At 71.0% G+C, this 26,608-nt stretch carries 24 protein-coding genes; 17 read left to right on the plus strand and 7 right to left on the minus strand.

Going from position 1 to position 26,608, the window contains the following annotated elements; translation table 11 throughout:
* Nucleotides 1-21 precede the first annotated feature (21 nt).
* Nucleotides 22-615, plus strand: a complete 594-nt coding sequence (locus I3V78_RS34975) for an RDD family protein (RefSeq protein ID WP_204494689.1) — start codon at nucleotides 22-24, stop codon at nucleotides 613-615.
* Here I3V78_RS34975 and I3V78_RS34980 read toward each other — a convergent pair.
* The 4 genes from I3V78_RS34980 to I3V78_RS34995 all read right to left on the minus strand — a co-directional run bounded on the left by I3V78_RS34980 (nucleotide 612) and on the right by I3V78_RS34995 (nucleotide 5,753).
* A complete protein-coding gene (locus I3V78_RS34980) occupies nucleotides 612-1,523 on the minus strand; it encodes a dienelactone hydrolase family protein (RefSeq protein WP_204494691.1) in 912 nt (303 codons plus the stop codon). The genes I3V78_RS34975 and I3V78_RS34980 overlap by 4 nt on opposite strands.
* Nucleotides 1,524-1,649: 126 nt before the next feature.
* On the minus strand, nucleotides 1,650-2,807 hold the full coding sequence (locus tag I3V78_RS34985; RefSeq protein WP_275583518.1) for a GGDEF domain-containing response regulator: 1,158 nt from the start codon (nucleotides 2,805-2,807) through the stop codon (nucleotides 1,650-1,652).
* Between the two features lie 33 nt (nucleotides 2,808-2,840).
* Complete coding sequence (locus tag I3V78_RS34990; protein ID WP_204494702.1) at nucleotides 2,841-4,328, minus strand: glutamate-cysteine ligase family protein; 1,488 nt, start codon at nucleotides 4,326-4,328, stop codon at nucleotides 2,841-2,843.
* Nucleotides 4,329-4,340: 12 nt separating this feature from the next.
* The gene (locus I3V78_RS34995) at nucleotides 4,341-5,753 is read right to left on the minus strand and encodes an FAD/NAD(P)-binding protein (protein WP_204494704.1); all 1,413 of its coding nucleotides are present in this window, start codon (nucleotides 5,751-5,753) and stop codon (nucleotides 4,341-4,343) included.
* A gap of 193 nt (nucleotides 5,754-5,946) precedes the next feature.
* Between I3V78_RS34995 and rlmN the strand changes: the two genes are divergently transcribed.
* From rlmN to I3V78_RS35010, 3 genes are all read left to right on the plus strand, one after another.
* A complete protein-coding gene (gene rlmN, locus I3V78_RS35000) occupies nucleotides 5,947-7,047 on the plus strand; it encodes a dual-specificity RNA methyltransferase RlmN (protein WP_204494707.1) in 1,101 nt (366 codons plus the stop codon).
* A 41-nt stretch (nucleotides 7,048-7,088) separates the two neighbouring features.
* Nucleotides 7,089-8,279 carry an NAD(P)/FAD-dependent oxidoreductase gene (locus tag I3V78_RS35005; RefSeq protein ID WP_204494709.1) on the plus strand — a complete coding sequence of 397 codons (1,191 nt, stop codon included), beginning with the start codon at nucleotides 7,089-7,091 and terminating at the stop codon, nucleotides 8,277-8,279.
* 205 nt (nucleotides 8,280-8,484) lie between these two features.
* Entirely contained in the window at nucleotides 8,485-8,868 is a 384-nt protein-coding gene (locus I3V78_RS35010; protein WP_204494711.1) for a hypothetical protein, read from the plus strand.
* Here I3V78_RS35010 and I3V78_RS35015 read toward each other — a convergent pair.
* Nucleotides 8,859-9,743: a metallophosphoesterase family protein gene (locus I3V78_RS35015; RefSeq protein WP_204494713.1), complete on the minus strand. Its 885-nt coding sequence runs from the start codon at nucleotides 9,741-9,743 to the stop codon at nucleotides 8,859-8,861. The two genes, I3V78_RS35010 and I3V78_RS35015, sit on opposite strands and share 10 nt — an antisense overlap.
* Nucleotides 9,744-9,812: 69 nt before the next feature.
* On the opposite strand from I3V78_RS35015, the gene gluQRS reads away from it, so the two are divergent.
* The 10 genes from gluQRS (at nucleotide 9,813) to I3V78_RS35065 (ending at nucleotide 22,218) form a co-directional block, all read left to right on the plus strand.
* Nucleotides 9,813-10,772, plus strand: a complete 960-nt coding sequence (gene gluQRS / locus I3V78_RS35020; RefSeq protein ID WP_204494714.1) for a tRNA glutamyl-Q(34) synthetase GluQRS — start codon at nucleotides 9,813-9,815, stop codon at nucleotides 10,770-10,772.
* Nucleotides 10,773-10,779: 7 nt separating this feature from the next.
* Nucleotides 10,780-11,325 (plus strand): hypothetical protein, encoded by a 546-nt coding sequence (locus tag I3V78_RS35025; RefSeq protein ID WP_204494716.1) that lies wholly within the window; start codon nucleotides 10,780-10,782, stop codon nucleotides 11,323-11,325.
* Nucleotides 11,326-11,477: 152 nt separating this feature from the next.
* The gene (locus I3V78_RS35030) at nucleotides 11,478-12,314 is read left to right on the plus strand and encodes a GNAT family N-acetyltransferase (RefSeq protein WP_204494718.1); all 837 of its coding nucleotides are present in this window, start codon (nucleotides 11,478-11,480) and stop codon (nucleotides 12,312-12,314) included.
* 16 nt (nucleotides 12,315-12,330) lie between these two features.
* Nucleotides 12,331-12,954 carry a MiaE family protein gene (locus I3V78_RS35035; protein ID WP_204494736.1) on the plus strand — a complete coding sequence of 208 codons (624 nt, stop codon included), beginning with the start codon at nucleotides 12,331-12,333 and terminating at the stop codon, nucleotides 12,952-12,954.
* Nucleotides 12,955-13,172: 218 nt separating this feature from the next.
* Nucleotides 13,173-15,401 (plus strand): glycoside hydrolase family 44 protein, encoded by a 2,229-nt coding sequence (locus I3V78_RS35040; RefSeq protein ID WP_239576879.1) that lies wholly within the window; start codon nucleotides 13,173-13,175, stop codon nucleotides 15,399-15,401.
* A 159-nt stretch (nucleotides 15,402-15,560) separates the two neighbouring features.
* On the plus strand, nucleotides 15,561-16,946 hold the full coding sequence (locus I3V78_RS35045) for a glycoside hydrolase family 16 protein (protein WP_204494739.1): 1,386 nt from the start codon (nucleotides 15,561-15,563) through the stop codon (nucleotides 16,944-16,946).
* 74 nt (nucleotides 16,947-17,020) lie between these two features.
* Nucleotides 17,021-18,217: an MFS transporter gene (locus I3V78_RS35050; protein WP_204494742.1), complete on the plus strand. Its 1,197-nt coding sequence runs from the start codon at nucleotides 17,021-17,023 to the stop codon at nucleotides 18,215-18,217.
* Between the two features lie 108 nt (nucleotides 18,218-18,325).
* A complete protein-coding gene (locus tag I3V78_RS35055) occupies nucleotides 18,326-19,003 on the plus strand; it encodes a (2Fe-2S)-binding protein (protein ID WP_204494744.1) in 678 nt (225 codons plus the stop codon).
* 21 nt (nucleotides 19,004-19,024) lie between these two features.
* Entirely contained in the window at nucleotides 19,025-20,011 is a 987-nt protein-coding gene (locus tag I3V78_RS35060; protein WP_204494746.1) for an FAD binding domain-containing protein, read from the plus strand.
* Entirely contained in the window at nucleotides 20,008-22,218 is a 2,211-nt protein-coding gene (locus I3V78_RS35065) for a xanthine dehydrogenase family protein molybdopterin-binding subunit (RefSeq protein ID WP_204494748.1), read from the plus strand. Before I3V78_RS35060 ends, I3V78_RS35065 begins: the two co-directional genes overlap by 4 nt.
* An 87-nt stretch (nucleotides 22,219-22,305) precedes the next feature.
* Here the strand turns inward: I3V78_RS35065 and I3V78_RS35070 are convergent, their stop codons facing one another.
* Complete coding sequence (locus I3V78_RS35070) at nucleotides 22,306-22,743, minus strand: hypothetical protein (protein WP_204494750.1); 438 nt, start codon at nucleotides 22,741-22,743, stop codon at nucleotides 22,306-22,308.
* 38 nt (nucleotides 22,744-22,781) lie between these two features.
* On the minus strand, nucleotides 22,782-23,702 hold the full coding sequence (locus tag I3V78_RS35075; protein ID WP_239576881.1) for a LysR family transcriptional regulator: 921 nt from the start codon (nucleotides 23,700-23,702) through the stop codon (nucleotides 22,782-22,784).
* A gap of 104 nt (nucleotides 23,703-23,806) precedes the next feature.
* Between I3V78_RS35075 and I3V78_RS35080 the strand changes: the two genes are divergently transcribed.
* From I3V78_RS35080 to I3V78_RS35090, 3 genes are all read left to right on the plus strand, one after another.
* Nucleotides 23,807-24,397, plus strand: a complete 591-nt coding sequence (locus I3V78_RS35080; protein ID WP_204494754.1) for a malonic semialdehyde reductase — start codon at nucleotides 23,807-23,809, stop codon at nucleotides 24,395-24,397.
* Nucleotides 24,398-24,551: 154 nt separating this feature from the next.
* A complete protein-coding gene (locus I3V78_RS35085; RefSeq protein WP_204494756.1) occupies nucleotides 24,552-25,577 on the plus strand; it encodes an aldo/keto reductase in 1,026 nt (341 codons plus the stop codon).
* 21 nt (nucleotides 25,578-25,598) lie between these two features.
* On the plus strand, nucleotides 25,599-26,591 hold the full coding sequence (locus tag I3V78_RS35090; RefSeq protein WP_204494758.1) for an aldo/keto reductase: 993 nt from the start codon (nucleotides 25,599-25,601) through the stop codon (nucleotides 26,589-26,591).
* The last annotated feature ends 17 nt before the right edge of the window (nucleotides 26,592-26,608 follow it).

The raw sequence follows: 26,608 nt of genomic DNA on the forward strand, positions 1-26,608 counted from the left end.
TCCACTGCGAACATCCGGCCCATGTCCCAGCAGCCGCAGTCCGCCGAGCCCCAGCCCCGGGGCGCCGTGTGCGCCCTCCATCCCGAGCGCTCCGCCGCCACCATCTGCAACCGTTGTGGCAACTACGCCTGCGAGCTGTGCTTCCAGGTGGCCCCCGACCGGCAGGACTACTGCGAGGCCTGCATGCCGCGCTCCGTGGTGCGGCCGGCCACGCGCATGTCGCGGCTGGGCGCCGTGATCGTGGACCAGCTCCTGCTCTTCGGCGGCGCCCTCGTGGGCGGCATCGTGGGGGGCATCTCGAAGGAGCCGATGGCCGTCTTCGTGCTGGCGCTCTCGGCCTTCGTCATCGTGGGCGTGATCCAGCTCATCATGCTCGACAAGTACGGGCAGAGCATCGGCAAGCGGGCCCTGGACATCAAGGTGGTGCGCATGGACGGCAGCGACGTGGGCCTGCTGCGGCTGCTCTTCCTGCGCAACGTCGTGCCCGCCGCCATCGGTCAGGCCACGTGCAGCATCTTCTCCCTCGTGGACGCGCTGGCCATCTTCTCCGAGCAGAGCCGCTGCCTGCACGACTACATCGCGGACACCCAGGTCATCGACGTGAGCGACGCCTAGGGAATCAGCTCGAAGGCGCGCTGGAAGAAGAGCACCAGCGCCTTGCGCGACTCCAAGGCCGACTCCGGCGACGGGACGAGGTCCACCTCGCCGCCCTCGCCCCGGTGGGAGTAGGGGTCGGTGATGCGCGCGGCCGGCTGCAACCGGTCCCACCCGTGGGTGGCGCCCGGGTACACGGCCAGGGACACGTGCGCGTTGTCCGAGCGGCCCAGGCTGTCGATGAGCGTGCGGCAGGAGTCGGGCGCGTCATACGCGTCCGCGGTGCCCGCCTGGATGAACACCGGCGCGCCGGTGAGGTTCGAGAAGCCGTAGCCGGGCACGCGGTTGTACACCCAGCACACCGGGTAGAGCGGCGCGTGGGCCACGAACCGCTGGCCGGACTCGGCGCGGGCTTCGTTCTCGCGCGTGGCGGTCAGCATCGACATCACCCCGCCCCAGGAGAAGCCCATGATGCCGATGCGCGAGGCGTCGATGGCCGGGTGGGCGGACAGGTACTTCAAGGCGCCGTAGGCATCCGGCAGCGTCTCGGAGACGGCCTGGGGCCGGCCCTCGGCGCCCCCGGTCAGGCCCCGGGCGGCCCACATGTCGATCTCCAGCGTGGCGATGCCCGCCTCGTGCAGCGCCCGGGCGTAGAAGGCGCCCCGGGTGTCCACACCGCCCGAGCCATGGGCGATCACCACCGCGGGCATCCGCCCCGACAGGCCCTGGGGCACGCTGAGCAGACCCGCCACCTGGAGGGGCGTGGGCGAGCCCACCGCGGGAAAGGAGACGAAGGCGCGAGAGGCCACGGGAGCCTCGATGGCGAGCTCGTCCAGGGGCGCGGCGGACACGGTCTCTCGCGGAGGCGCGGCGGCGGAACAGGCGCTCAGCGCGGCGACGAGTGACACGCGGGTCAACCACGACGACATGGTGGGCATCTTCGTGCTCCAGGCTCCCAGGGGGGGCACATATGCGTCCGCCCCTCCCCCGAGACAACCCCCCCACCGGAGCGCGCCCCCGCCCCTGTCGACAACCGGGCGGAAGCGCCGCTTTTTTCAGCCCTTGGGGGCCACGAAGATGCGGTTGGGGCCGGCGGCCTTGGACGCGCGCAGGGCCCGCTCGGCGGCGGAGACCAGGTCCTGCTCGGTGCGGGCCTGATCCGGGAAGACGGCCACGCCGGTGCTCACGGTGACCGCGCCCACCGCGGCGCCCGTGCCCTCGGGGAAGTCCAGCTCCTCCACCGCCTTGCGCAGACGCTCGGCGTAGTTGAGCGCCCGGTCCAGGTCGGCGTTGCAGAGCACCACGCCGAACACGTCCCAGTCGTAGCGGGCGGAGATCTCCGAGGAGTTGTCGCTGCGCGCGTGGGTGACGGGGTCCTCCATCAGGTCCGTCACCAGTTGGGCCACGCGGCGCAGGAGCTTGTCGCCCTCGGCATAGCCCCGGGTGAGGTTGAGGTGGCGAAAGCCGTCGATGTCCACCATCAGGAGCACCAGCTTCTGCTCGCGGCGCCGCGCGCTCAGCAGGCCCGCGCTCAGGGCCTCCTGGAAGTAGCGGTGGTTGTAGAGCCCGGTGAGCCCGTCGCGGAACGCCAGGCGCTCGCTCTCGGGGATGAGGGGCTGGGAGCTGACGCGCGACTCGGCCGAGCGCGGCTCCACCGTCTTCACCCGCGTGCTCGACAGGGGCGAGCGCCCCGTGGCCGGCTTGAGCGCGGGCCGCAGGCCGAGCTGCTCCTTGAGCTCGAGCACCATCTTGTCGCGGATGGCCACCAGGGCGGCGTTGTGCACCGCCTGGCCCACGGTGTTCTTGAGCTCCTGCTCGGTGAAGGGCTTGGTGAGGAAATGGTTCACCCGCGCTTCGTTGATGGCCTTCTGGGCGTCCTCCAGCTTCTGGGATGCCGTCACCAGGATGCGCGCGGCATGGGGTTGGAGCTCGGAGACGCGCTTGAGGAGATCCACCCCCATGAGCCCGTCACCAAGGTTTTGATCCGATACGACCGCGTGCAGTTGTTCCCGCTGGAGGACTTCGAGCGCTTCCTCCGCGGACCTGGCGAGAAAGACGGTGAAGTCCTTGCTCAGGTAGTACTGCATCAGGGCCAGCATCGTCCGGTTGTCCTCGACCACTAGGACCTTCGCAGCAACAGGCTCACTCACCAGGGCACACCAACACGACGAGGGGCATGCAAGAGGCGCCGAGCGTCGCAAAGGTGGGGGCATGGTCGCAAGGGTCGAAGCGACCGGAGTGTCATTTCAATCTCCCGGCCACTCGTGGACCGGGCTGCCGGACGCCGAGAGCGCCACATAGCGCTCCAGCAGTGCGCCCAGGGCGTCGGGCCGGGGCATGTGACCTTCCAGGCGGGCCAACATCTTCCGCTGCCAGCGTGCTCCCGTGCACCGGGCCCGCACCCGGGCCTGGATGAGACCGAGCAGGGCCTCCACCTCGGTGGGGTCCACGCCCGCGCCCACCAAGCCCTCGCGCGCGATGGGCAGCAGGCGCTCCACCAGGACGGGCGCGGAGACGGGCCGGGGCATCGACAAGGGGCGCTCGGGCCACAGCAGGGTCGCGTCCATGCCCTGGCGCGCGGCGCGCAGGAAGTTCTGCTGGGCGTAGGCGAAGGGCATCGCGGGCAGCCAGGCGTCGACCTGGCGACCCAGACCCAGGGTGAGGCCCAACAACAACGCGCCGTTGGCCAGCATGTCCTCCACCGTGGGACCGGCGGGCAGGGCCCGCATCTCGATGCGCACGTGGCCGCCGTCACCGGGATCGTACACGGCGCGGTTCCAGCTCCACACTGTCCCCTGGTGCAGTCGCAGCTCGTCCAGGCGGGGCACCGCGCCCCGGGCCAGGGCCTCGCGAGGGGACTCCTCCCCCATCACGGGCAGGAGCGGCGGATAGAGCGCCACCGACTCGGCGAACAGCTCCCAGGGGCCCTCGCGCACCCAGCCGTGCCCGAAGGACACCCGGCCCGGCCGGGGCGCCTCGGCGGACACCTCGCCCCGGTCGTCCACCGCCTGGCGGAAGAGCGCCACCCGCGTCTCGTCCCACAGCCGCCGCCCGAGCAGGAAGGGCGAGTTGCCGCTGATGGCCAGCACCGGCGCCGTGGCGAGCTGGCACGCGTTGTACAGCCGCGCGAAGTCCGCCGGGTTGGTGCGCAGGTGGAACTGCACCGAGGTGTTGGCCCCCTCCAGCGTGACCTCGTCCCACTCCCGCGAGAACTGGTCCTCCCCCTGGATGACGACCCGCACGGGCTCGGCGCCCCGGTTGCGGCGCAGGGAGGTGGCCATGGCCCGGTAGCGCGCCATGGGGGTGAGGGAGCTGGGGCCCAGGTCCCCGTCGCGCAGCGTGGGGAGGATGCCCGTCACCACCACGCGTCCGCCCACCGTGGCCGCCGCGCGCCGCACCTCCGCGAGCGCGCTCTCGAACTCCGCGCGCATGGCCGAGAAGGGGCGCCCCGCGAGCGGGCCGGGCAGCATGTTGCATTCCAGGTTGAAGCGGCCGATCTCCACCGTCACCCGGGGGTCCTCCGTCCGGCCGAGCACCTCCTTGTTGAGCGGCAGGGGCCGGCCGTGCGTGTCCACCAGGAACAGCTCCAGCTCGGCGCCCAGCGAGTGCTCGCCCACGCCGAAGCCGGGCCGCGCCAGCACCTCGCGCAGCACGCCGAGGCTCTCCTCGAGCCGCTGGCTGAACCGGCCGTACTCCTCGTCCGTGAAGGTCTCCGACTGGATTTGCAGGCCCATGGCGCTACCTCCTCAGGACAGCGGGAGCGAGAGGCGAGAGGGGGACAGTCCCGGCTGGGACGCGAAGGCGCGCAGCAGTCGCGAGGACAGGGCGGTCGCCTGGGCGCGGATCTCCGGCACCGCGGTGCTCTCCCACAGCTCGCCCCGGCGCAGCGGTCCGAGCGTGAAGAGCCCCTCGGCCACCCGGCCCCGGGCGTCGAGCAGCGCGCCCTCCCCGTCCGTGGCCAGGCCCAGGCCCAGGGAATCCAACCGGCCCAGCCCCGAGTCGAGCAGCGCGCGCAGCAGAGGATGACCCCGGCCGAGGGACGCATCCGGACCGGTACAATTGATGACGTGCCGCACGCGCAGGGACTCCTCGCGCCCGAGCCCGCGAGGGCTCAACCGCGCCTCCACCCACTGCTCGTCCACCATCCGGAAGCCCCGCACCCGCGCCGCCTGCGGGCGCAGCACGCCCGCGCTGCGCAGCTGGCGCACGGTCTCGTTGACGCTCGGGGCCATGCGGTGGCGGTGCACGTCCCAGAAGGTGCGCAGGTGGCACAGGAAGCGGCGGCGCTCGGAGGGCGCCAGGTCCCCCCAGAGCGAGGCCGTCACGGGCCGCAGCGCGTCCACGACCCCTCGCCAATCCTCGGGTGCCCGGGCCGCTTCTCGCCGCAGCGTGCCGAGCAGCGAGCGGACATGCCGGGGCGCGGGGAACGTCGGCGGCGGCGCGGCGGGCCCATGGCGGTGCACGTGGGGCAGCAGGCCATGCCGCGACACGGCGTGGATGCGGCCCTCGTGGTGGCGCTCGGCGAGCGACAGCACCGTGTCCACCATGGTCAGGCCCGTGCCGATGAGCAGCACCGGATCGTGCGGCGCGATGCCGTCCAGGGCGCCCGGAGCCCAGGGCGAGCGGACATACCGGGGGCTGGCGAACAGCCCGAGATCCTCCACCGGCAGGTCCGCGGGCTGGGCATTGCCCACCGCCAGCACCACCCGCTGGGCTTCCAGCCGGGAGCCGTCGAGCAGCTCCACCTGGTAGCCCCCGCCGTCCGCCCGGGACAAGGAGACGGCCTCGCCCTTGAGGGGCATGAAGCTCACCTGGGGGGCGGCGTGCCGGCGCGCCGTGCGCAACACCGACTCCAGGTATTGGCCGTAGCGCCGGCGCTGGACGAAGTCACACGGGGCCGTGTCCGGCGCCACGCGGCGCATCCAGCGCAGGAAGTGCTCGGGGTCGTCCGCGAAGGCGCTCATCTTCGCCACGGGAACGTTGAGGAGGTGACTCGCGCTCGGCGTGGAGTAGGCCAGTCCCGGGCCAATGTTTCCGGAGCGCTCCAGGAGCGCCACCCGGAGCGGACCCGAGGCATGACGCAACAGCTGCACCGCCAGCAGTGTCCCACTCGCACCGCCACCCACCACCAGGACATCCCACCGCCGCTCGGAGCTCACCCCGGGAGTCTAAGTCCGGGGGTCCGGGTCGACATCCCCCCGGTCCGCCTCTACCCCAGCCGACCAGCCGTGCACCGGTCTGGACTCCTCCAAGGGCAAGCCCCCCGCGCGGCCCGTCCCCCCCCCGAGGGGTCCGTCCCTCCCCGGGGCCCGGAGCGCATGGCGGCGCCGGGTGTGTTATCGCTCGGGGACGATGCCGCCGACGCCGCCCGCCGCCGCCCCCGCCGGGGTCAACCTCTATGACATGCCCCGCGCCGCCCTGGGCGAGTGGCTGAGCACCCGCGGCTACAGCGCCCACTACCGGGATCTGCTCTGGAGCGCGCTCTACCGCCAGCAGGTGGGCGGCCTCGAGGAGCTGCAGGGCCTCAAGCCCGAGCTGGTGGCGATGCTGCGCGCGGAGGCCCGGCTGGACAGGCCCGCGCCGCACCACGAGGCGGTGAGCACGGACGGCTTCACGCGCAAGCTGCTCTTGCGGATGCACGACGGGCAGACGGTGGAGACGGTGCTCATGCGGTTCAAGGGCCGGGCCACGGTGTGCCTGAGCACCCAGGCGGGGTGCGCCATGGGCTGCGTCTTCTGCGCCACGGGGCAGATGGGCTTCGTGCGGCACCTGTCGCCCGGGGAGATCATCGGCCAGGTGCTGCACGTCACGCGGCTGTTGCGCGAGACGAACGAGACCTTGCGCAACGTGGTGCTCATGGGCATGGGCGAGCCCCTGCACAACTACGAGGGCACGCTCGCGGCGGTGGACATCCTCGTGGACGCGCTGGGCCTGGCGCTCGGGCCGCGCTTCATCACCTTGAGCACCGTGGGCGTGGTGCCCGGCATCCGCCGGCTCGCGGACGAGGACCGGCCGGTGCAGCTGGCCGTCAGCCTGCACGGCGCCACGGACGCGGAGCGCGGCGCGCTGGTGCCCACGGCGCGCAAGTGGCCCCTCGCCGAGCTGATGGACGCCTGCCGCTACTACTCGGACAAGCGCAAGCGCCGCATCTTCTATGAGTGGGCGCTCATCGCCGGGCAGAACGACACGCCCGCGCAGGCCCACGCCCTGGGCGCCCTGCTCCAGGGCATGGACGCCCACGTCAACCTCATCCCCCTCAACCCCACGGTGGGCTACGCCCAGGCGCCCAGCGGCCCGGACGCCGTGCGCGGCTTCCAGGACATCCTCGCGGGCTACGGCCTGCCCAGCACCGTGCGGCAGCGGCGGGGCATCGACATCGACGCGGGGTGTGGCCAGCTCAAGGCCGCCGTGGAGCGCGCACGCCCGGCGCGTGTGGCGGCCACGCCCTCCTGACGGAGGCTCGCCCCCGTCCCGGGACGCCCATGGCGAGCGCCTTGACTCCCCACATCGTCATCGTCGGCGCGGGCCCCGCGGGCTCCTCGGCCGCGATCCTGCTCGCGCAGCGGGGCGCGCGCGTCACCCTGCTCGAGCGCGCCCGCTTCCCCCGGGACAAGACGTGTGGGGATGGCTGCACGCCCCGGGCCCTGTGGATGCTGGAGCGGCTGGGGCTCGGCGCCCTGCCCGACGAGGTGGGCGCGCCGGTGGACTCGGTGCGCGCCGTGTCCCCCGGCGGCCTCACGTGGAACGCCGTCATCCCCGAGCGGCTCTTTGGCGGGCGCGCCAGCGTGGTGCCCCGGGAGGTGCTCGACGAGCGGCTGGTGCGGCGCGCGGTGCAGGTGGGCGCCACGCTGCGCGAGGGCGTGCGGGTGGTGGGCCTGGAGCGCGCGCGCGACGCGCTGCGCGTACACTGTCAGACCGGCGAGCCACTCGACGCCGACGTGGTGCTCGGGTGTGACGGCTCGCCCTCGGTGGTGCGCGGCGCGCTCGGCGCCCCGGCGTTCCCCGAGCACGAGGGCGCCTTCGCCGTGCGCGCCTATTATGAGGACGTGCGGCTGACCCACCCGCGCAGCATGGGCTTCTTCTGGGAGGAGGCCCTGCTGCCCGCGTACGGGTGGATCTTCCCGCTGCCCGGAGGCCGCGCCAACGTGGGGCTCGGCATGCGCGCCGACCAGCTCGCCGCGTCCGGCGCGCGGCTGCCCGAGCTGCTCGAGCGCTTCTGCGCCAGCCCCCACGTGGCCCGGGAGCTCACGGGCGCCCGGCGCGTGGGCCGGGTCAAGGGCCACCACCTGCCCTACGGCTCCTCGGCCCACCAGACCACCTTCGATCGCGCGCTGCTGCTCGGCGACGCGGCCGGCTTCGTCAATCCGCTCACGGGCGAGGGCATCGAGTTCGCCCTGGAGTCGGGCGCCTTCGCCGCCGAGACGCTCGTGGAGGCCTTCTCCACGGGAGACCTGTCGGCGCGGGGACTGCACGGCTACGCGCGGCGCTGGCGCCCGCGCTTTCGCACCGCGTTCCGGCTCAATCGTCGGTTGATGTGGGCCTTCGAGCGGCCGCGCATGCTCGACCGCGTCTTCCGCATCGCCAACCAGGAGACCTGGGCCGGGGACGAGCTCATCGACGTGCTCAGTGGCGAGGCGACGCGGCTGTCCTGGCGTTTCCTCGCGGCGGTGACCTTCCGCAGCTGAGCGGGGCGGCGCCTCGCGCCCGAGGACGAGACGAGTGTTCACCGGCGGCGCCCGGGCCGCCTCCGCGCGGTGCGTCACCGGCGTGCACTGACGCGTGGATGACGTCTGAACGGGAAGCGTCCGCCCCAGCCCGCTGTCCCCTTGCATGCCCTCGGAGCGTGGGCACATTCTCCCTCGCGGACGGCCATTACAGAGAGGCGGGGGAATGCTTTCCATTCATGAGCATACGAATCTGCAAGAGGCCAGCGACGAACTGTTGGAGTTCGTCCTGGAGCCCTCCAACTGGATGACGGCCACCGCCACGGGGCAGGCACCCGCGTCGGTGCCCGCTCAGGACGTGCAGAACCAGCGCCGCGTGGGAGCGCTGCGCGTGTACGCGGTGGTGGAGGTCGCGCCCTCGCTGGAAGTCTTCCTGCGCGTGGCCTTCCGCGCGCCGGGCCTCACGCCGGTGAAGGCGGCGGACCACCTGGAGACGTTCCTCAAGCAGCGCCTGCCGCTCACGCCCAACAGCGAGTGGCAGGTGGAAGTGGACGAGCGGCGGTGGATCCACTTCGTGCGCCGCTACGCCTCTGCGCGCCTTCAGGCGTGAAGCCCCGCGGGCGCATCCGCCTCCCCCTCACCGGGGAGGGCCATGCGCCCGCCCGTCACCTGGCCGCCCTCCACCTCGATGAGCCAGTACCCCTCGCGGCCCGCCTGCGTGGAGGAGCCCGCGCCGAACACGTGGGGGCGCTCCGCGGTGGCCGGATGGTGGTAGCGCCGGTGGATGTGGCCATGCAGCACCGCGAAGCGCGGCCCCGGCAGCAGGGACAACAGCGCTTGGGCATCCTTCAAGCCATGGAAGCGGTGATCCGCGCGGCCCCGTGCGGTGAAGGGCGCGTGGTGCACGCCCACCAGGACGGCCCGGCCCGCGAGCCGTGGGTCCTCCACGATTCCCGCCAGTCCCTCCAATTGCGCCGCGCCGATGTGGCCATAGGCGAGCCCAGGCACGGGCGGCACCCGCGCCGAGGACAGGCCCACCACTGCGGCCTCGTCGCCCACCAGGCGCACGAAGGGAAAGGCGCCCTCGCGCTGGTACTCGGGCAGGTCGCTCTCCATCAACGCGCCGAAGTGCCGGGCGAAGCGCCCCGTGCGGTGGCTGCCCGGAGTGAAGACGTCGTGGTTGCCGGGAATGACCGTGCACCGGCGCGGCATGTCCGCCAGGGGCCCGAGCGACTGGCGCGCGAGCACGAACTCGGGCTCCAGCGCGTACTGGGTGAGGTCTCCGGTGACGATGAGGTGATCCACGCCGGGCCGCAGCGAGTCGCGCGCGATGGCGGCGAACGTCCCGGGGGCGTGCGCGAAGGCCTTTCGCCGCCCCCCCCACTGCTCGAACATGGCGAGCCACCGCCGCCAGCCCAGGGGCCCGAGCGGCAGCGCCGCGTAGTCCGCCGTCATGTGGACATCCGAGCAGTGCAGGAAGCGCATCCGTCTCCTCCTCGCGAAAACTGCGCACGCCGCGCGCGGGGGCCAAGCTAGGCTGCCCGGCTCGACCCCATGAGCTTTCGCGGACGCTTCGCGCCCAGCCCCACCGGCCGCATCCACCTCGGCAATGCCCGCAGTGCCCTGCTGGGCTGGCTGCAGGCCCGCGCGGCCGGGGGCCGCTTCCTCTTGCGCATCGAGGACCTGGACCGCGCACGCTGCAGGCCCGCCTTCCTGGAGGACCTGTACCGGGACCTGACGTGGCTGGGGCTGGACTGGGACGAGCCCCCGCTCGTGCAGAGCGAGCGCGGAGACCTCTACCGCGACGCCCTGGAGCGGCTGGAGCGCCTGGGCCGCGTCTACCCCTGCTTCTGCACACGCGCGGAGATCGCCCGGGCGGCGAGCGCGCCCCACGGCCTGGGCGACGAGGGCCCCCGCTATCCCGGCACCTGCGCCCTGCTGCCCCGGGAGGTCCGCGAGGAGCGCGCGCGCACCCGGCCCCCGGCGATGCGCTTCCAGCCCCTGCCGGGCGCGTGGTGCTTCGAGGACGGGCTGCACGGCCCGGTGTGCCAGGACGTGGCCACGCTGGTGGGGGACTTCGTCGTGCGCCGCAATGACGGCGTGGCCAGCTACCAACTCGCGGTGGTGGTGGACGACGTGGCCAGCGGCATCACCGACGTGCTCCGGGGCGATGATCTGCTCGGCTCCACCCCCCGGCAACTCCAGCTGTACCAGGCGCTGGGCGCCCCACCGCCCCGCTTCTGGCACGTGCCCCTGGTGCTGGGCGAGGACGGCAAGCGGCTGGCCAAGCGCGAGGGCGCCTTCGCGGTGGCCGAGCTGCGCGAGCGGGGCCTTCCCGTCGAGCGCGTGCTGGGAGTGCTCGCCGCCTGGAGCGGGCTCGGGGATGGAAGCCCGGTGACGCTCGCCGAGCTCGTCCGCCGCTTCGAGCCGGGTGCCCTGCCTCGCGCGCCCGTGGTGGCCCGGGAAGCCCTGCTGCGAGAAGCCTTGGGATGGGAGCCCGCACCGAGGGGTTGAGGTGGGTATGTCGGGACGCGCCGTGTTCCTCTGGATAGCCCTGCCCTTCGTGGCCCTGAGCGCGCTGGCGCTCTGGTGGACGCGCGAGCCTCCGCCCGCGCCCATCCGTGTGGTGCCCGTCCCCCTGGCGCCCGAGCCTCCGCCCGCCGAGCCCACGCCGGAGCCGCCCGCGCCGCCCCCGCTCGCGCGGCCAGTCCCGCCGCCGCCGCGCCCGGCCCCCGAGGACCCGCCCCTGCCGGAGATTCCCCCGGGCACCTGGCGCCCCGAGGAGGTCCACGTGGCGCTCCAGGCGATCCAGCCGCTGATGCGCCAGTGTCTGCGGGACGCCGAGGGCCGCCACGTGGGACCCCAGGACGTCCGCATGCGCTTCACCCTCGAGTCCCGCGAGGGGCGGGGCCATTTCCTGCGCGGCGAGGTGGTGGACAGCAGCCTGCAGGATCCCTTCGTCTTCGCCTGCCTGCAGGACACCCTGGAGGACACCACCTTCCCGGCGCCCGAGGGTCGGCCACCGCTGACCCTCACCTACCCGTTCCACTCGCGCGCCGCGCGCTGAGCCCACACCCCCCGTCCGGGCCGCGGGCGCCGGGTGATCGCCGCACAATTTTCCACCCGGTCTGCCGCGAGGGCCGACGGGAGGACTCCCGCGAGAACAGACGTTCTTGAAATCCGGGGCGGTGCGTTATGGTGTATGCCCTCGCTCGCGACATGCCCGTCACCGTTCAACAGCTCGTTCCCCGGGACACCGAAGCGCTGCGGGCGCTGCTCGCGCGGGATCCAGCCCACAACCTCTACCTCCTGGGGTTGTTGGAGGAGTTCGGCCTCGTGTCCGCGGAGCAGCGGGGCAGCTTCTCCTACTGGGGGCGCTTCGATGGCGGCACGCTCACCGCGGCGCTCTTCGTGGGCGGCGAGGGCGGGCTGCTGGTGCCCTCGGCCCATGACGGCGCGTCCACGGGCGTCATCGCGGACGCGCTGGCGGATCGGGTGCGGCTGCGCTCGGCGGTGGGCGAGAAGCCCGCGGTGGACGCGCTCGTGCGCAGCCTGTGCACGGGCAAGCCGAAGCTCTCGCGCACCTACCGGCTCTTCTCCGTGTCCGCCGATGACCTGGGCCCCTTCACCAACCCGCTCTTGCGGCTGGCGCGCGACGAGGACCTCGCGCGCCTGTTGCCCCTGGCGGCCGGGGCGGTGAAGGAGCTGCACGAGCGGGATCCCCTCGTGGAGGACTCGCGCTTCGAGCAGCGGGTGGCCCAGCGGGTGCGCGCGCGGCGCACCTACGTGTTGGAGGAGAACGGCGAGCTGGTGTTCAAGGTGGACATCGGCAGCCGCTCCCAATACGGCGCGGAGCTGGAGGGCCTGTACACAGTGCCCGCCCACCGCCGCAAGGGCCACGCCGTGCTGTGCCTGGGACAGATCTCCCGCTTCCTGCTCTCGTCCCTGCCACGACTCACGCTCCGGGTGGAGGAGAAGGACGAGTCCATGGCGCGCATCGCCCGGCGGGTGGGCTACCTGGCCGGACGCACCCAGCGCCTGGTGCTGATGGACTGATAGAGTCCGCCGCCTCATGTCCCGCCCCACGCTCGACCGCCGTCCCCTCTCCGGAGAGGGCCCCGTCATCCTCCGGGTCCCCACGGATCCGCGCTGGCTGCCCCTCGCGCTCGAGCGCTTCGACGAAGTGCTCGTGGACCATGCCCACTGCGAGAAGAAGGCCGCCGCCAACGCCCTGTCGATGATCCAGGTCTACCCGGACCTGCCGGGCCTGCCCGCGCAGATGGCGCGGCTGGCGCGCGAGGAGAGCTCGCACCTGGCGCGGGTGCTGGAGTTGATGGCCGACCGGGGCCTGACGCTCGGCCGCGACGTGGGCGACCCCTACGCCCAGGGACTGCAGAAGGCGGTGCGCACCTCGCACGAGGGCCGCCGGGTGGACCGACTGCTCGTGGCGGCCGTCATCGAGGCGCGCTCCTGCGAGCGGCTGTCCCTGCTGGCCGAGGGCCTGGAGGAGCCGCCCCTGCGCCGCTTCTACGCGGAGCTGGCGCAGTCCGAGGACGGCCACCAGTCGCTCTTCTTCCGGCTCGCCGTCACCGCCGCCGACGGCGACGTGGCGCAGGTGGACGCCCGACTGGACGAACTCTTGCAGCTCGAAGCCCAGGTGCTCGAGCGCGTGGGCTTGCGCGCCGCCATTCACTGAGCACGACAGCCTCCCGGAAGTGCCGCCCGTCCCCGCTTCCGGGACGAGCCCAATGCCTTGCATCGGGTGAACCGCCGCGGTTTGCCACGCCGCCATAAAGCGAGACTCATTCCGCGCGGATTCCATCCCGGGTGCAGGTTGCTGGATGTATTGCGCGTGTTCAAGGTTTGCCCCGGATGTCAAGAGCATGGGGAGTACCCATGCAAGGGGGGAAACGGATGAAGTGGCAGCGTCGTCTTCATGGCAACGGGTCCGTCTACACGCAGATAAAGCAACTCCAACAGGAGTCGATGCCGTGGCTCCTGGGCCTGGGCCTGTGTCTGTCCTCTCCCGTGTGGGCGCAGAACGCGGCGGCGACGGTGGACATCAACGTGGCGGCCGGGCGGCACGCCATCAATCCGTTCATCTATGGCGTGGCATATGGCACCCAGGAGCAGCTGGCGGATCTCAACGCGCCGCTCAACCGCCGGGGCGGCAACGCCACCTCGCGCTACAACTGGAAGCTCAACGCGGCCAACCGCGCCAATGACTATTATTTCGAGAGTCTGCCCTACTCCAGCCCGGAGCCGGGGGGCGAGGCGGATGCCTTCATCCAGAGCACGCGCGCCGCGGGCGCCGAGCCGCTCATCACCATCCCGCTCGTCGGCTGGGTGGCCAACCTGGGTCCGGGCCGCGCGAAGATGTGCAGCTATTCCGTCGCCAAGTATGGCGCGCAGCAGGACAGCGATCGGGCGTACTACCCGGACGCGGGCAATGGCGTGCTCGCCAGCGGGCAGAACATCGTCAACGATCCGGCGGACGCCAACGTGGCATCCACCCCCGAGTTCCAGAAGGGCTGGGTGGAGCACCTGCTCGCGCGCTGGGGCGGCGCGGCGAACGGCGGCCAGCGCTTCTACATCATGGACAACGAGCCGAGCCTCTGGCACCAGACGCACCGCGACGCGCAGCCCGTGGGGCTCACCATGAAGGAATTGCGCGACAAGCACCTGGCGCACGCCGCCATGGTCAAGAGCGTGGACCCGGCGGCCCTCATCATGGGCCCCGAGGAGTGGGGCTGGAGCGGCTTTCTCTACAGCGGCTACGACCACCAGGAGGGCCCCAAGAGCGGCTACACGCGCTACCCGGACCGCGAGGCCAACGGGGACTGGGACTACCTGCCCTGGCTGCTCGACCAGTTCCACAAGCACGAGCAGTCCACGGGCCAGCGGCTGCTGGACGTGTTCACCGTGCACTACTACCCGCAGGGCGGCGAGTTCAGCACCGACACCTCCAGCGCCATGCAACTGCGGCGCAACCGCTCCACGCGCTCGCTGTGGGACGCGAACTACGTGGACGAGACGTGGATCAACGACAAGGTGCGGCTGGTGCCCCGGCTCAAGGAGTGGGTGGCCACCTACTACCCCGACACCGCGGTGGGCATCACCGAGTACAACTGGGGCGCCGAGGGGCACATCAACGGCGCCACCACCCAGGCGGAGATCCTCGGCATCTTCGGCCGCGAGGGCCTGGACTACGCCGCGCGCTGGGAGACGCCCGCGGCGACCACGCCCACCTACAAGGCGATGAAGCTCTACCGCAACTATGACGGCCTCAAGTCCACCTTCGGGGACACGAGCGTGGCCTGCGCCGTGGCCAACCCGGACAACCTGTCCGCCTTCGCCGCCGAGCGCGGGAGCGACGGGGCCCTCACCGTCATGGTCATCAGCAAGGTGCTCTCCGGGGACACGGCCGTCACGCTCAACGTGTCGGGCTTCAGCTCCGGACAGAAGGCCCAGGTGTGGCAGCTCACGTCCGCCAACGCCATCACCCCGCTCGCGGACCTCGCCGTGGAGGCGGGCGTGGTGAAGACGAGCGTGCCCAGCCAGAGCGTCACCCTCATCGTCCTCCCCTCGGGCAGCGCCACCGGCAACCAGCCGCCCGTGGCCAAGCTCACCGCCACCCCCACCTCGGGCCCCGCCCCGCTGGTGACGGCCTTCGATGCCGCGGGCTCCGCGGACCCGGACGGCACGCTGGAGAGCCATGCCTGGAACTTCGGCGACGGCACGCAGGCCACGGGCGCCACGGCGAGCCACACCTATACGCGCGGCGGCACCTTCACCGTCACGCTCACCGTCAAGGACAACCGCGGCGCCACCGCCTCCGCCACCACCACCGTCCAGGTGACCGCCACCACCCTGGAGACGCCCACCAGCTTCTACGCGCAGCGCTCCGGCCAGGACATCACCCTGCGCTGGACGGACACCTCGCAGAGCGAGGAGGGCTTCCTCGTCGAGCGCGGCGTCACCTCCTGGCCCATCGACTTCCAGGAAGTGGGCCGCGTGGGCGCCAACGTCCGCGCCTTCGTGGACAAGCAGGTGCCCTCGGGCAACTACTTCTACCGGGTGCGCGCCTTCAAGGGCGCGCTCCTCTCCGAGCCCTCCAACATGGACGGCACCCAGGTGCCCTGAGCCCCGGGCGGATGGCACGCCGCGTCAGTCGACTGGGGAACAAGACAAGAACAGTTTTCACTGTCTTGTTCTCATAAACCGTGATTTCTGGTATTGAAGAGCCTTCGGGACTGACTCGTTTCAGCCCCGAAGGCTCCTTTCTCGATCCCAGGCACGAACATGTCCCGACCGACCTTTACCTCGAAGTTCCTGGCCGCCTGCGCGCTGACGGCCTTCTCTGGCTGCGCGATGGACGGCGCCGAGCAAGACGTGAACCCCGCCCAGGCGCCCGAGGTCGTGGGACAGGTGCAGGGCGAGCTCGACTACAACCCGGGCTCGGGCTGGAGCCTGGGCTGGTCGGACGAGTTCGAGGGCTCGAGCCTCAACACCGGCAACTGGACCACGCTCAACAGCGACCTCGATCCGGTCACCAACAACTGCAACTTCGGCACGGGTGAGATCGAGTACCCCCGGACGCAGAACGTCTCGGTGAGCGGCGGCAAGCTCATCATCAAGGCCGAGCGCACCAGCCCCACCACCGTGAGCGACACCCGGTGCGGCAGCCACCAGCGCACGCTGTTCTCCGGCCGCCTGCACACCAAGGGCAAGGTGGAGCGGCGCTATGGCAAGATCGTGGCGAGCATCAAGGTGCCCTCGGGCTACGGCATGTGGCCGGCCTTCTGGACGCTGGGCTCCAACGTGCAGCAGGCCGGCTGGCCCGCCAGCGGTGAGATCGACATCCTCGAGTGGCACTCCAACGAGCCCTCGTGGATGAAGTCCGCCGTGCACTGGGCCAACGCCAACAACCAGCAGGCCGACTGGGGCACCGGCCAGAGCGGCAGCGGCAACCTGGCCGACTCCTTCCACACCTACGAGGTGGAGTGGGACGCCGGCATGATGGTGTTCCGGCTGGACGGCCGGTACGCGGGCACGACGTTCTACCACAACGAGTCCGAGTTCCAGCAGAACCACTACCTCATCCTGAACCTGGCCATGGGCGGCAACTGGTACGGCTTCCCCGCGGCCGGCAGCATCGCGCTGACGCAGGGCCAGCCCAAGACCATGGAAGTCGAGTGGGTGCGCTGGTACCAGAAGGGCGGCACCACGCCTCCGCCCTCGGGCAGCGGCTCGGTGTCCAACGCGAGCTTCGAGTCGGGCCTGTCTGACTGGACCACGTGGACGCCCAACGGCACCGCGGGTGCCGCCATCAGCGAGACGTACAACGGCGCGCGCACGGGCTCCTACCACCTGACGCACTGGAGCGGCGCGCCCTTCGAGACCTGGACGTACCAGGTGAAGACGGGCCTGGCCAACGGCAGCTACAAGGTGCGCGCCTGGGTGCGCAAGGGTGGCAACTTCCCCATCGCCCGCCTGCAGGGCAAGACGAGCGGCTCCGCGGCGCCCGTGTACACCAACCTGGGCACCTACAGCGGCTGGACGCTCGTGGAGACGCCCACCATCAACGTCACCTCGGGCTACCTGGAGTTCGGCTTCCACACCCAGGCCACCACGGCGGACGGCGCCAACTTCGTCCACATGGATGACGTGGAGATCGTGAAGCTCTAGTGGCGTCGCGCCACCCCCACGGTCGGTCGGATTGAGAGGCGGGAGGAACCGGCGGTGCACTAGGTTGCGCCGCCATGGGTTCCCCCGCCTCCGCCGTTTCCAGCCTCGTGCGTCCCCGTCCCGCGCTGCTCGCGCTCGCCTATCTGGCCTTCGTGAGCCTGGGGCTGCCGGACGCGGTGCTCGGCCTCGCCTGGCCGTCCCTGCGTGACACGTTCGCCCTGCCCCAGGTGGGCATGGGCGCCATCCTCGCGGCGAGCGCGACGGCCTACTTCGCCTCGGGCATGTTCGCCGGACGGCTGCTGCGCGCGCTCCACGTGGGCCGCCTGCTGGCGCTGAGCACGGCGCTCGTGGCGCTGGGCCTGTTCGGCTACGCGACCGTGCCCGTGTTCGTGCTCTTCCTGGGCGCGGCGTGCTTCATCGGCTTCGGCTCGGGCGCCATCGACGCGACGCTCAACACCTACGCCGCGCGGAACTTCGGCCCCAAGCACATGACGTGGCTGCATGCGGCCTACAGCATCGGCGCCACGCTGGGCCCGGTGCTCATGACGACCCTGCTCGCGCGGGGCGCCGGCTGGCGCGCGGGCTACGCCACCCTCGGGGGCATCCTCGCCCTGCTCGCGCTCGTCTTCCTCGCCATGCGCCAGCGCTGGACGCGCGCGCCGGACGCGTCCGAGGCGCCCGCCGAGACGAGCGTTCCCCCCACCACCACCGCCCTGGAGGCCCTGCGCCGGCCACGGGTGCGGCTGCAGAGCCTCATCTTCTTCTTCTACGTGGGCGTGGAGGTGACCGCGGGCCAGTGGAGCTACACGGTGCTCACCGAGGGCCGGGGCCTGGGCACCGCGGAGGCGGGCACCTGGGTGAGCCTCTACTGGGGCAGCCTGTTCGTGGGCCGCGTGCTGTCTGGCTTCGTGGTGGAGCGGCTCGGTCCGGTGCGCCTGCTGCGCGGGAGCATGGGGCTCGCGGTGCTGGCCGCGCTGCTCTTCGCCGTGCCCGCCCTGCCCCCCGCGCTGGGCCTGGGCCTGCTGGGACTGGCGATCGCGCCCATCTACCCCGCGCTCATGTCGGAGACGCCCCGGCGGGTGGGCGGCGACGTGGCCGCGCACGCCGTGGGCTTCCAGGTGAGCGCGGGCACCGTGGGCATCGCCGTGCTCCCGAGCGCCGCGGGCTTCGTGGCCGAGCGCTTCGGCATCGCGTTCGTCGCGCCCCAGCTCCTCGCGTACACGGTGGTGCTCGCGCTGCTGCATGGTGTGCTCACCGCGACGGCGGACTGACACCCACCCACCTGGGGTGAGCGGGGTCAACGAATCCTGGAATGTCTTGGCGCGCGCGAGTTGTCTTCGCGTTAGCCTCCCGTCCGTTGTCATCAGACTGGAGCTGTCATGACGGACCCCAAGTCGCTCCCTCCCGAGGACGCCTCGCGCCCGGAGGCCCCCGCCTCCGACGTGCCCGAAGGCGCCACCCGCCGCGAGTTCATCGCCACCGCCACCACGATCACCGTGGGCGGGGCCCTGCTGCTGGAGGCCTGCGGACACACGTCCGCCGCCCCTCCCCCCTCCGCGCCCGGGCCCACGCCCGGAGCCCCCCCCCCCGGCGAGATGGAGGTCCACCTCACCGTCAACGGCCAGCCCCGCGCGCTCAAGGTGGATCCCCGCACGAGCCTGCTGGACGCGCTGCGCGAGCGCATGGACCTCACCGGCACGAAGAAGGGCTGTGACCATGGCCAGTGCGGCGCGTGCACGGTGCTCGTCAATGGCCGGCGCGAGCTGAGCTGTCTGTCGCTCGCGCTCATGCAGGAGGGCGCCGAGGTGCGCACGGTGGAGGGCCTCGCCCAGGGCGAGACGCTGCACCCCATGCAGGAGGCCTTCCTCACCTGCGACGCGCTCCAGTGTGGCTATTGCACGCCCGGGCAGATCATGAGCGCCGTGGGCCTGTTGTCCGAGCCCTGTGGCACTGCGGACGCGGACGTGCGCGAGGCCATGAGCGGCAACATCTGCCGGTGCAGCGCCTACCCCAACATCGTCGCCGCCATCCAGCAGGTCCGGCGGCAGCCCCAGTAACCCCCTCCCGGGAGAACGCACATGCATCCCTTCCATTACGTGCAGACGCAAGAACCGGGCGCCGGCGTGGGCCAGGTCAGCGGCTCGCCCCAGGCCACCTTCCTCGCCGGCGGCACGGGCCTGTTGGACCTGATGAAGCTCGGCGTCCAGACCCCCCAGCTCCTCGTGGACGTGCGCAAGCTGCCGCTCGCCCAGGTGGAGGAACTGCCCGAGGGCGGCCTGCGCCTGGGCGCCCTGGCGCGCAACAGCGACGTGGCCAACCACCCGCTCGTGCGCGAGCGCTACCCCGCACTCTCCCAGGCGCTGCTCGCCGGGGCGTCGGGGCAGATCCGCAACATGGCCACCGTGGCCGGCAACGTGATGCAGCGCACGCGCTGCCCGTACTTCCGCGACACGGCCACTGCCTGCAACAAGCGCGCGCCCGGCACGGGCTGCTCGGCGCTCGAGGGCATCAACCGCTCCAACGCGGTGCTCGGCGGCAGCGACGCCTGCATCGCCACCCACCCCTCGGACATGTGCGTGCCGCTCGCGGCGCTGGACGCCACCGTGCGGGTGCTCGGCCCCCGGGGTGAGCGCACCGTGCCCTTCACCGAGTTCCACCTCCTGCCGGGCTCCACGCCCGAGCGCGAGACGGTGCTCGAGCACGGCGAGCTCATCCTCTCCGTGGACCTGCCCGCGCTGCCCGCGGCGCGCCGCTCGCTGTACATGAAGGCGCGCGACCGCGCCTCCTACGCCTTCGCCCTGGCCTCGGTGGCCGCGGTGCTGGAGCTGGAGGCGGGCCGCGTGAAGACGGCCCGCATCGCGCTGGGCGGCGTGGGCACCAAGCCCTGGCGCGCCACGGCGGCCGAGCAGAAGCTCATCGGCCAGCAGGCCTCGCCCGCGCTGTACGAGGCGGCGGCCACCGCGGCGCTCGAGGGCGCCCAGCCGCGCGCCCACAACGGCTTCAAGGTGGAACTGGCCCGGCGGCTCATCGTGCGGTCCCTCACGACGCTCGGAGGCAAGTCATGACGAACAAGCTCATGGGTCCCCCGGTGGACCGGGTGGATGGTCGGCTCAAGGTGACGGGCCAGGCGCGCTACGCCGCCGAGCACACGCTGCCCAACACGGCCTACGCCGTCATCGTCCAGAGCACCGTGGCGCGCGGCACCGTGCTGCGCATGCAGACGGCCGAGGCGGAGCAGGCCCCGGGCGTGCTCGCGGTGCTCACCCCGCGCAACACGCCCAAGCTGGCGGGCCTGGCGCAGTACGCCGCCATCTCCGTGCTGCCCCGGGTCACCGCCATGCAAGACAGCGAGGTGCTCTACAACGGCCAGCCCATCGCCCTGGTGGTGGCCGACAGCCTGGAGCGCGCCACGCACGCCGCCTCGCTGGTGACGACCACCTACGTGGACAAGCCCGCCACGCTGGACCTCAAGAAGGCGCGCATCGAGCCCGCCCCGGGCATCTTCGGCGGACCCCCGCCCGGGCACGTGCGCGGGGACGTGGCCGCCGCGCTCAAGGCCGCCGCCGTGCGCGTGGAGGGCACGTACACGACGCCCGCCGAGACGCACAACCCCATGGAGCCCCACGCCACCGTGGCGGTCTGGGACGACCCCGAGCACCTCACGCTCTACGACGCCAACCAGGGCGTCTTCTTCATGCGGCAGTTCCTCTCCGTGCTGTTCGGCATGCCGCAGGAGAACATCCGCGTGCTCGCGCGCTACATCGGCGGCGGCTTCGGCTGCAAGGCGCTGCCCTGGGCCCACGTGGTGCTGAGCATCCTCGCGGCCAAGCACGTGAACCGGCCGGTGAAGCTCGTGCTCACGCGCCGGCAGATGAACATGCAGGTGGGCTACCGCCCCTTCACCGAGCAGAAGGTGGAGCTCGCCGCCTCGGCCAAGGGCAAGCTCACCGCCCTGCGCCACACGGGCCAGTCGGAGCTGTCCGAGGAGGACAGCTTCGCGGAGCTCTTCACCGGCGTGAGCGGCATGCTCTACGCGTGCCCCAACGTCACCACGGCCCAGCAGGTGGCGCGCCTGAGCGTCAGCACGCCCACCTTCATGCGCGGCCCGGGTGAGGCCCCCGGCACCTTCGCGCTGGAGAGCGCCATGGACGAGCTGGCCCACGCGCTGAAGATGGATCCGCTGGAGGTGCGCCGCATCAACCACGCGGACACGGATCCCGAGCACGGCCACCCCTGGTCCAGCAAGTCCCTGCTGGAGTGCTACCGCACGGGTGCCGAGCGCTTCGGCTGGGCCAAGCGGCCCCTCGCGCCGCGCTCCATGAAGGACGGCAACGTGCTCATCGGCTGGGGCATGGCCACCGCCACCTTCCCCGCCATGCGCTCGCCGGCCTCCGCCGTGGCGCGCGTGATGCCGGACGGCTCGGCGCTCGTGCAGTGCGGCGCGTCCGACCTAGGCACGGGCGCCTACACGGTGCTCACCCAGGTGGCCGCCGACGCCCTGGGCATGGCCGTGGGCAAGGTGCGCATGGAGATGGGGGACAGCCTCTTGCCCCTGGGCCCGCTCGCGGGCGGCTCGTCCACCACCGCCTCCGCCTCGCCCGCGGTGCAGACCGCCGCCGCCGAGGCGCGCAAGAAGCTCGTCCAGCTCGCCGTGGCCGACAAGCAGTCGCCCCTGAGCGGCCTGGCCGAGAAGGACGTGCTCGTCGAGGACGGCCGGCTCTTCTCCAGCAAGGACAAGAGCAAGGGCGAGACGTATGCCCAACTGCTCGCGCGCCAGAACCTCCCCCACGTGGAGGGCAAGGGCGACGCGGCCCCCAAGCCCGAGGAGAAGAAGTACAGCTCGCACGCCTTCGGCGCCCACTTCATCGAGGTGCGCGTGGACGAGGCCCTGGGCACCGCGCGCATCAGCCGCGTCGTCACCACCATGGCCGCCGGCCGCATCCTCAACGCCAAGACGGCGCGCAGTCAGATTTCCGGCGGCGTCATCTTCGGCCTGGGCATGGCGCTCACCGAGGAGACGCTGCGGGACCCGCGCTCGGGCCGCGTCATGACGGCGGACCTGGCGGACTACCACGTGCCCGTGCAGGCGGACGTGCCGGACATCGACGTGCACTTCGTCGAGGAGAAGGACCCCCACGTCAACCCGCTGGGCATCAAGGGCATTGGTGAGGTGGGCACCACGGGCGTCGCCGCCGCCGTGGCCAACGCCATCTTCCACGCCACCGGCAAGCGCGTGCGGGATTTGCCCATCACCCTCGACAAGCTGCTGTAGAAGCACGGAGGGCGGAGCATTTCCTGTGCCCCGCCCTCCCTTGATTCTCAGCGGGAGCCGCTCCGCGCCGTGCGGAGCATCATCCCTTCAGCTCGGAAGATGTTTCCGGTACAGGCTGACGTTCGTGGGGCGCGACCCGTCGGGAAGCTTCACCTGCTGGACGACACGCATCGTCGTTCCGACGTCATCGAGCTGCCGCTCGGCGAACATCAGCGCCTGGCCGCCCCTGAACGCCACTGAATCGAGGCGACGCGCGGAAGGCGCCGAGACGGCGAGCGCATCGGCCAGTTCGCCTCCCGCGAAACGAGCGGGCGCTCCGTCGGGAATGCCAGAGAAGCTGACCTGGTGGCTCGCACCCGCGGCGTCCACCCAGTCGATCGTGAACGTCAGGCGCCCCTCGGCCTCGGAGATGACGTACCAGCCCGCGCGCGGGGGCAGCCCCTGCTCGTGGTTGCAGGATTCGGGAATCAGAACCCAGGTGCCCAGAAAGCCGGCCCAAGGGCATTGCGAGGAAGATGAGCTCATGGCGCGCCTGGAGGAGTCTACCAGACCGGGGCCGACGATCACCTCCGCGCGGGCCGCGTGGTGAGTCGTGCGCGCAGCCGCCGCTCCAGGATGGGAAGCATCTCCTGGATCTTCGGTGACGCGAAGCGATGCCGGGGATAGACGAGGTGGACGGGCGCGCGCGCCGTGGACCATCCAGGGAGGACCCGGATCAACCCTCCCTCCTCGAGCTCGTCCTGAATCAACGTCTCCGGAAGAAGCGCGATGCCCTCACCGGCCTTCATGAGATCGATGATCATCGCGAATGACGTCGATGCGTTCGTGATCCCCGGCTTCACGCGGGTCGTCTTGCCGGCGGCGGTCCGGAGCACCCACGGCGGCTCCGCGCCTTTCCTCGTGCTCATCAGGAAGCCAATGCAGGGGTGCCGGGAGAGCTCTTCCGGTGCGTCGATCGCGGGAGCGCGGCGCAGGTAGGCCGGACTCGCCGCCAGGATCTGGCATCCCGCACCGATGGGCTTCGCGATGAGGCTCGAGTCGTCGAGGTCGCCGCCGCGAATCGCGATGTCGAACCCCTCCGCGATCACGTCGACCGCACGATTGCTGAGATGGGTTTCGACCCGGACGCCCGGAAACCTCGCATGGTACTCGGCGATCGACTCCGCGATCTCCCGGGTCGCGAAATCGCTCGGCCCCGTCATCCGCAAGACGCCCGTCGGGCGCTGCTGCGCCTGGGAGGCCTCCTCGCCCGCGTGGAGCAACGCATTCACCGCGGCCTCGGCCTTCGTGAAGAACTCGCGCCCCACGTCGGTCAATTTCAAGGTGCGCGTCGTCCGCGTGAGCAGACTGCTTCCGAGGGAGGCCTCGAGCGCGGCGACCCGGTCGCTCACGGTGGAGGCGGGAATCCCGAGCACGCGCGCCGCGCCCGTGAAACTTCCACTGTTCACGACGTGCACGAAGACGAGCGCCGCATTGAGGTCCATGCCCATTGTCCGCCCTGCCGGAGAATATCTCCGGATTATCCGGCCTTAACAAGACCGGTGTTTCGCGGGAGATTGCGCGTCGATCTTTCTGGAAGGAGCACGACATGCGCCCGCCCATCTCGCCGGATTCCGTGAAACAACTCTTCACCGAGGCCCGATCGCACCACCACTGGACCGATCAGCCCGTCACCCCAGACACGCTGCGGGCCATCTACGAACTGATGAAGTGGGGACCGACCTCGGTCAACGCGATGCCCGCCCGGCTGCTGTTCGTGCAAAGCGCCGCGGAGAAAGAGAAGCTCGTCCCGTGTGTCATGGGCTCCAACGTCGAACAGATCCGCACCGCCCCGGTGACCGCGATCGTCGCCTTCGATGAGCGCTTCTTCGCGCATTCAAAGAAGCTCTTCCCCGCCTACGACGCCACCGAGCTCTTCGCCAATGACACTCGCTTGAGCGAGGCGACGGCCTTCCGGAACAGCTCCCTGCAAGGGGCCTACATGATGTTCGCGGCCCGCGCGCTGGGGCTCGACGTGTGCCCCATGTCGGGCTTCGACAACGCCCTGGTGGACCAGAGCTTCTTCCAGGGGACGACCTGGAAGTCGAATTTCCTCTGCACGCTGGGCTATGGCGACGAGTCGAAACTCTACCCGCGCGGACCGCGGCTGAGCTTCGACGAGTCCTGCCGGATCGTTTGAGCCGCCCGCGCGCCCCGATGGACAGCCGCTGAGACGGGTGGTGGCGGTCCCAGGATAAAAGCTCCCTCTGGCACCCTTTCACGCCGGTCGTATCGTGAGCGCCATGAGCAGGCCGATCGAGGCATCCGGTGGCCTGCATGAAGGGGAATGACGCATGCGTTATCGACTGTTCGGCCGCACGGGCCTTTACGTCTCGGAACTCTGCTTCGGAGCGATGACCTTTGGCGGGAAGGGCTTCTACGAGCCCATTGGAAAGACGGCCCAGGCCGAGGCCGACGAACTCGTGTCCCTCTCGCTCGAGAGCGGCATCAATTTCTTCGACACCGCGGACGTCTACTCCGAGGGCGAGTCCGAGAAGATCCTCGGCAAGGCCCTCGGCGCGCGTCGCAAGGACGTCGTGCTCGCCACGAAGGTGCGCGGCAAGGTCGGCACGGGTCCGAACCAGCAGGGCCTCTCCCGCGCGCACATCCTGAGCTCCATCGAAGGCAGCCTGAAGCGCCTCGGGACCGACTGGGTCGATCTCTACCAGATTCACGGCTTCGACCCGGTGACCCCCTTCGACGAGACACTGCGTGCCCTCGACGACGTCGTCCGTTCGGGCAAGGTGCGTTACATCGGCTGCTCGAATCTGGCGGCCTGGCAGCTCGCCAAGGCCAACGGCATCGCGGCGCAGCGTGGTTGGGCTCGCTTCGAGTCATTGCAAGCCCACTACACGATCGCCACCCGCGATCTCGAACGCGAGCTCGTGCCGCTCCTGAACGACGCCCAGATGGGGCTCATGGTCTGGAGCCCGCTCTCCGGGGGCCTGCTGTCCGGAAAGTATGGCCGTGACGGCAAGGGCCCTGACGGCTCGCGCCGCGCCCGCTTCGACTTCCCGCCCGTCAACAAGGACCGCGCCTTCGACTGCATCGACGCGATGCGGAAGATTGGCGACGCCAAGGGCGCGAGCGTCGCGTGCGTCGCGCTCGCATGGCTGCTCGCGAAGCCCCACGTCTCCGCGATCATCGTCGGCGCGAAGAACGAGCAGCAGCTCAGGGACAACCTGAAGGCGAGCGACTTCGTGCTCGACCCCGCCGAGATCGCCGAGCTCGACACGGTGAGCGCGCTGCCCACCGAATACCCGGGCTGGATGATCGAGTTCCTGGGAAACCTGGGCAGAGCACCGAAGAACGCTCGCTAACGTCAACGGCTGAGGATCAAGATGCAAAAGCGCAAGCTTGGACAGGGATTGGAAGTATCGGCGCTCGGCCTCGGCTGTATGGGCATGAGCTTCTTCTACGGTCCTCCCAAGGACACCGCGGACATGACGAAGCTGCTGCGCGCGGCGGTTGACCGCGGCGTCACGCTCTTCGACACCGCGGAAGTCTACGGACCTTTTCTCAACGAGGAGTTGGTCGGTGCGGCACTCGCGCCAGTGCGCGACCAGGTGGTGATCGCCACCAAGTTCGGCATCAAGCATGGCGAGAACGGGCCGAGCCCGCTGTCAGGGGTCGACAGCCGACCCGAGCAGATACGTCGCGTGACGGACGCCTCTCTGAGGCGTTTGCGGACCGACCGGATCGACCTGCTCTACCAGCATCGTGTCGACCCGGAGGTGCCCATCGAGGACGTCGCTGGCACCGTGAAGGACCTGATCGCCGAAGGGAAGGTCAAACACTTTGGCTTGTCGGAGGCCGGCGCGGCGACGATCCGCCGCGCGCACGCCGTGCATCCCGTGACGGCGTTGCAGAGCGAATACTCACTCTGGACGCGAGAGCATGAGGCCGAGATCATTCCGACCCTCGAGGAGCTGGGCATCGGGCTGGTGCCCTACAGCCCCCTTGGGAAAGGCTTTCTGACCGGCAAGATGGACGCCCACACGCCGTTGGCCGACGACGACCTCCGCCGGCTCCTGCCGCGCTTCTCCCAGGACGCGATGGAGGCGAACCAGGCGCTGGTCCGCCTGCTCCAGCACATCGCGGACGACAAGCGAGCCACCCCGGCCCAGGTCGCGCTTGCCTGGGTGCTGGCCCAGAAGCCTTGGTTCGTTCCCATCCCCGGCACCACGAAGTTGCACCGGTTGGACGAGAACCTGGGCGCGCTCGACATCGAGCTGACGCCGGGCGACTTGCAGCGCATCGAGGAGGCCTCGGCTCACATTCGCATTCACGGCGCGCGCGTGCCCGAACGGCTCCAGACTCAGTTTGGACGATGATTCTTTGCGCTAGACTG

Source organism: Archangium primigenium, from assembly GCF_016904885.1.
In the GTDB taxonomy this organism is placed as follows: Bacteria; Myxococcota; Myxococcia; order Myxococcales; family Myxococcaceae; genus Cystobacter; species Cystobacter primigenius.

Excerpts from the sequence above, each read along its gene's own strand:
- I3V78_RS34975 (WP_204494689.1), top strand. The coding sequence starts at position 22 with ATGTCCCAGCAGCCGCAGTCCGCCGAGCCCCAGCCCCGGGGCGCCGTG.
- I3V78_RS34980 (WP_204494691.1), bottom strand. The coding sequence starts at position 1,523 with ATGTCGTCGTGGTTGACCCGCGTGTCACTCGTCGCCGCGCTGAGCGCC.
- I3V78_RS34985 (WP_275583518.1), bottom strand. The coding sequence starts at position 2,807 with ATGCCCCCACCTTTGCGACGCTCGGCGCCTCTTGCATGCCCCTCGTCG.
- I3V78_RS34990 (WP_204494702.1), bottom strand. The coding sequence starts at position 4,328 with ATGGGCCTGCAAATCCAGTCGGAGACCTTCACGGACGAGGAGTACGGC.
- rlmN (WP_204494707.1), top strand. The coding sequence starts at position 5,947 with ATGCCGCCGACGCCGCCCGCCGCCGCCCCCGCCGGGGTCAACCTCTAT.
- I3V78_RS35010 (WP_204494711.1), top strand. The coding sequence starts at position 8,485 with ATGCTTTCCATTCATGAGCATACGAATCTGCAAGAGGCCAGCGACGAA.
- I3V78_RS35015 (WP_204494713.1), bottom strand. The coding sequence starts at position 9,743 with ATGCGCTTCCTGCACTGCTCGGATGTCCACATGACGGCGGACTACGCG.
- gluQRS (WP_204494714.1), top strand. The coding sequence starts at position 9,813 with ATGAGCTTTCGCGGACGCTTCGCGCCCAGCCCCACCGGCCGCATCCAC.
- I3V78_RS35025 (WP_204494716.1), top strand. The coding sequence starts at position 10,780 with ATGTCGGGACGCGCCGTGTTCCTCTGGATAGCCCTGCCCTTCGTGGCC.
- I3V78_RS35030 (WP_204494718.1), top strand. The coding sequence starts at position 11,478 with ATGCCCGTCACCGTTCAACAGCTCGTTCCCCGGGACACCGAAGCGCTG.
- I3V78_RS35035 (WP_204494736.1), top strand. The coding sequence starts at position 12,331 with ATGTCCCGCCCCACGCTCGACCGCCGTCCCCTCTCCGGAGAGGGCCCC.
- I3V78_RS35040 (WP_239576879.1), top strand. The coding sequence starts at position 13,173 with ATGAAGTGGCAGCGTCGTCTTCATGGCAACGGGTCCGTCTACACGCAG.
- I3V78_RS35045 (WP_204494739.1), top strand. The coding sequence starts at position 15,561 with ATGTCCCGACCGACCTTTACCTCGAAGTTCCTGGCCGCCTGCGCGCTG.
- I3V78_RS35050 (WP_204494742.1), top strand. The coding sequence starts at position 17,021 with ATGGGTTCCCCCGCCTCCGCCGTTTCCAGCCTCGTGCGTCCCCGTCCC.
- I3V78_RS35055 (WP_204494744.1), top strand. The coding sequence starts at position 18,326 with ATGACGGACCCCAAGTCGCTCCCTCCCGAGGACGCCTCGCGCCCGGAG.
- I3V78_RS35060 (WP_204494746.1), top strand. The coding sequence starts at position 19,025 with ATGCATCCCTTCCATTACGTGCAGACGCAAGAACCGGGCGCCGGCGTG.
- I3V78_RS35065 (WP_204494748.1), top strand. The coding sequence starts at position 20,008 with ATGACGAACAAGCTCATGGGTCCCCCGGTGGACCGGGTGGATGGTCGG.
- I3V78_RS35070 (WP_204494750.1), bottom strand. The coding sequence starts at position 22,743 with ATGAGCTCATCTTCCTCGCAATGCCCTTGGGCCGGCTTTCTGGGCACC.
- I3V78_RS35075 (WP_239576881.1), bottom strand. The coding sequence starts at position 23,702 with ATGGACCTCAATGCGGCGCTCGTCTTCGTGCACGTCGTGAACAGTGGA.
- I3V78_RS35080 (WP_204494754.1), top strand. The coding sequence starts at position 23,807 with ATGCGCCCGCCCATCTCGCCGGATTCCGTGAAACAACTCTTCACCGAG.
- I3V78_RS35085 (WP_204494756.1), top strand. The coding sequence starts at position 24,552 with ATGCGTTATCGACTGTTCGGCCGCACGGGCCTTTACGTCTCGGAACTC.
- I3V78_RS35090 (WP_204494758.1), top strand. The coding sequence starts at position 25,599 with ATGCAAAAGCGCAAGCTTGGACAGGGATTGGAAGTATCGGCGCTCGGC.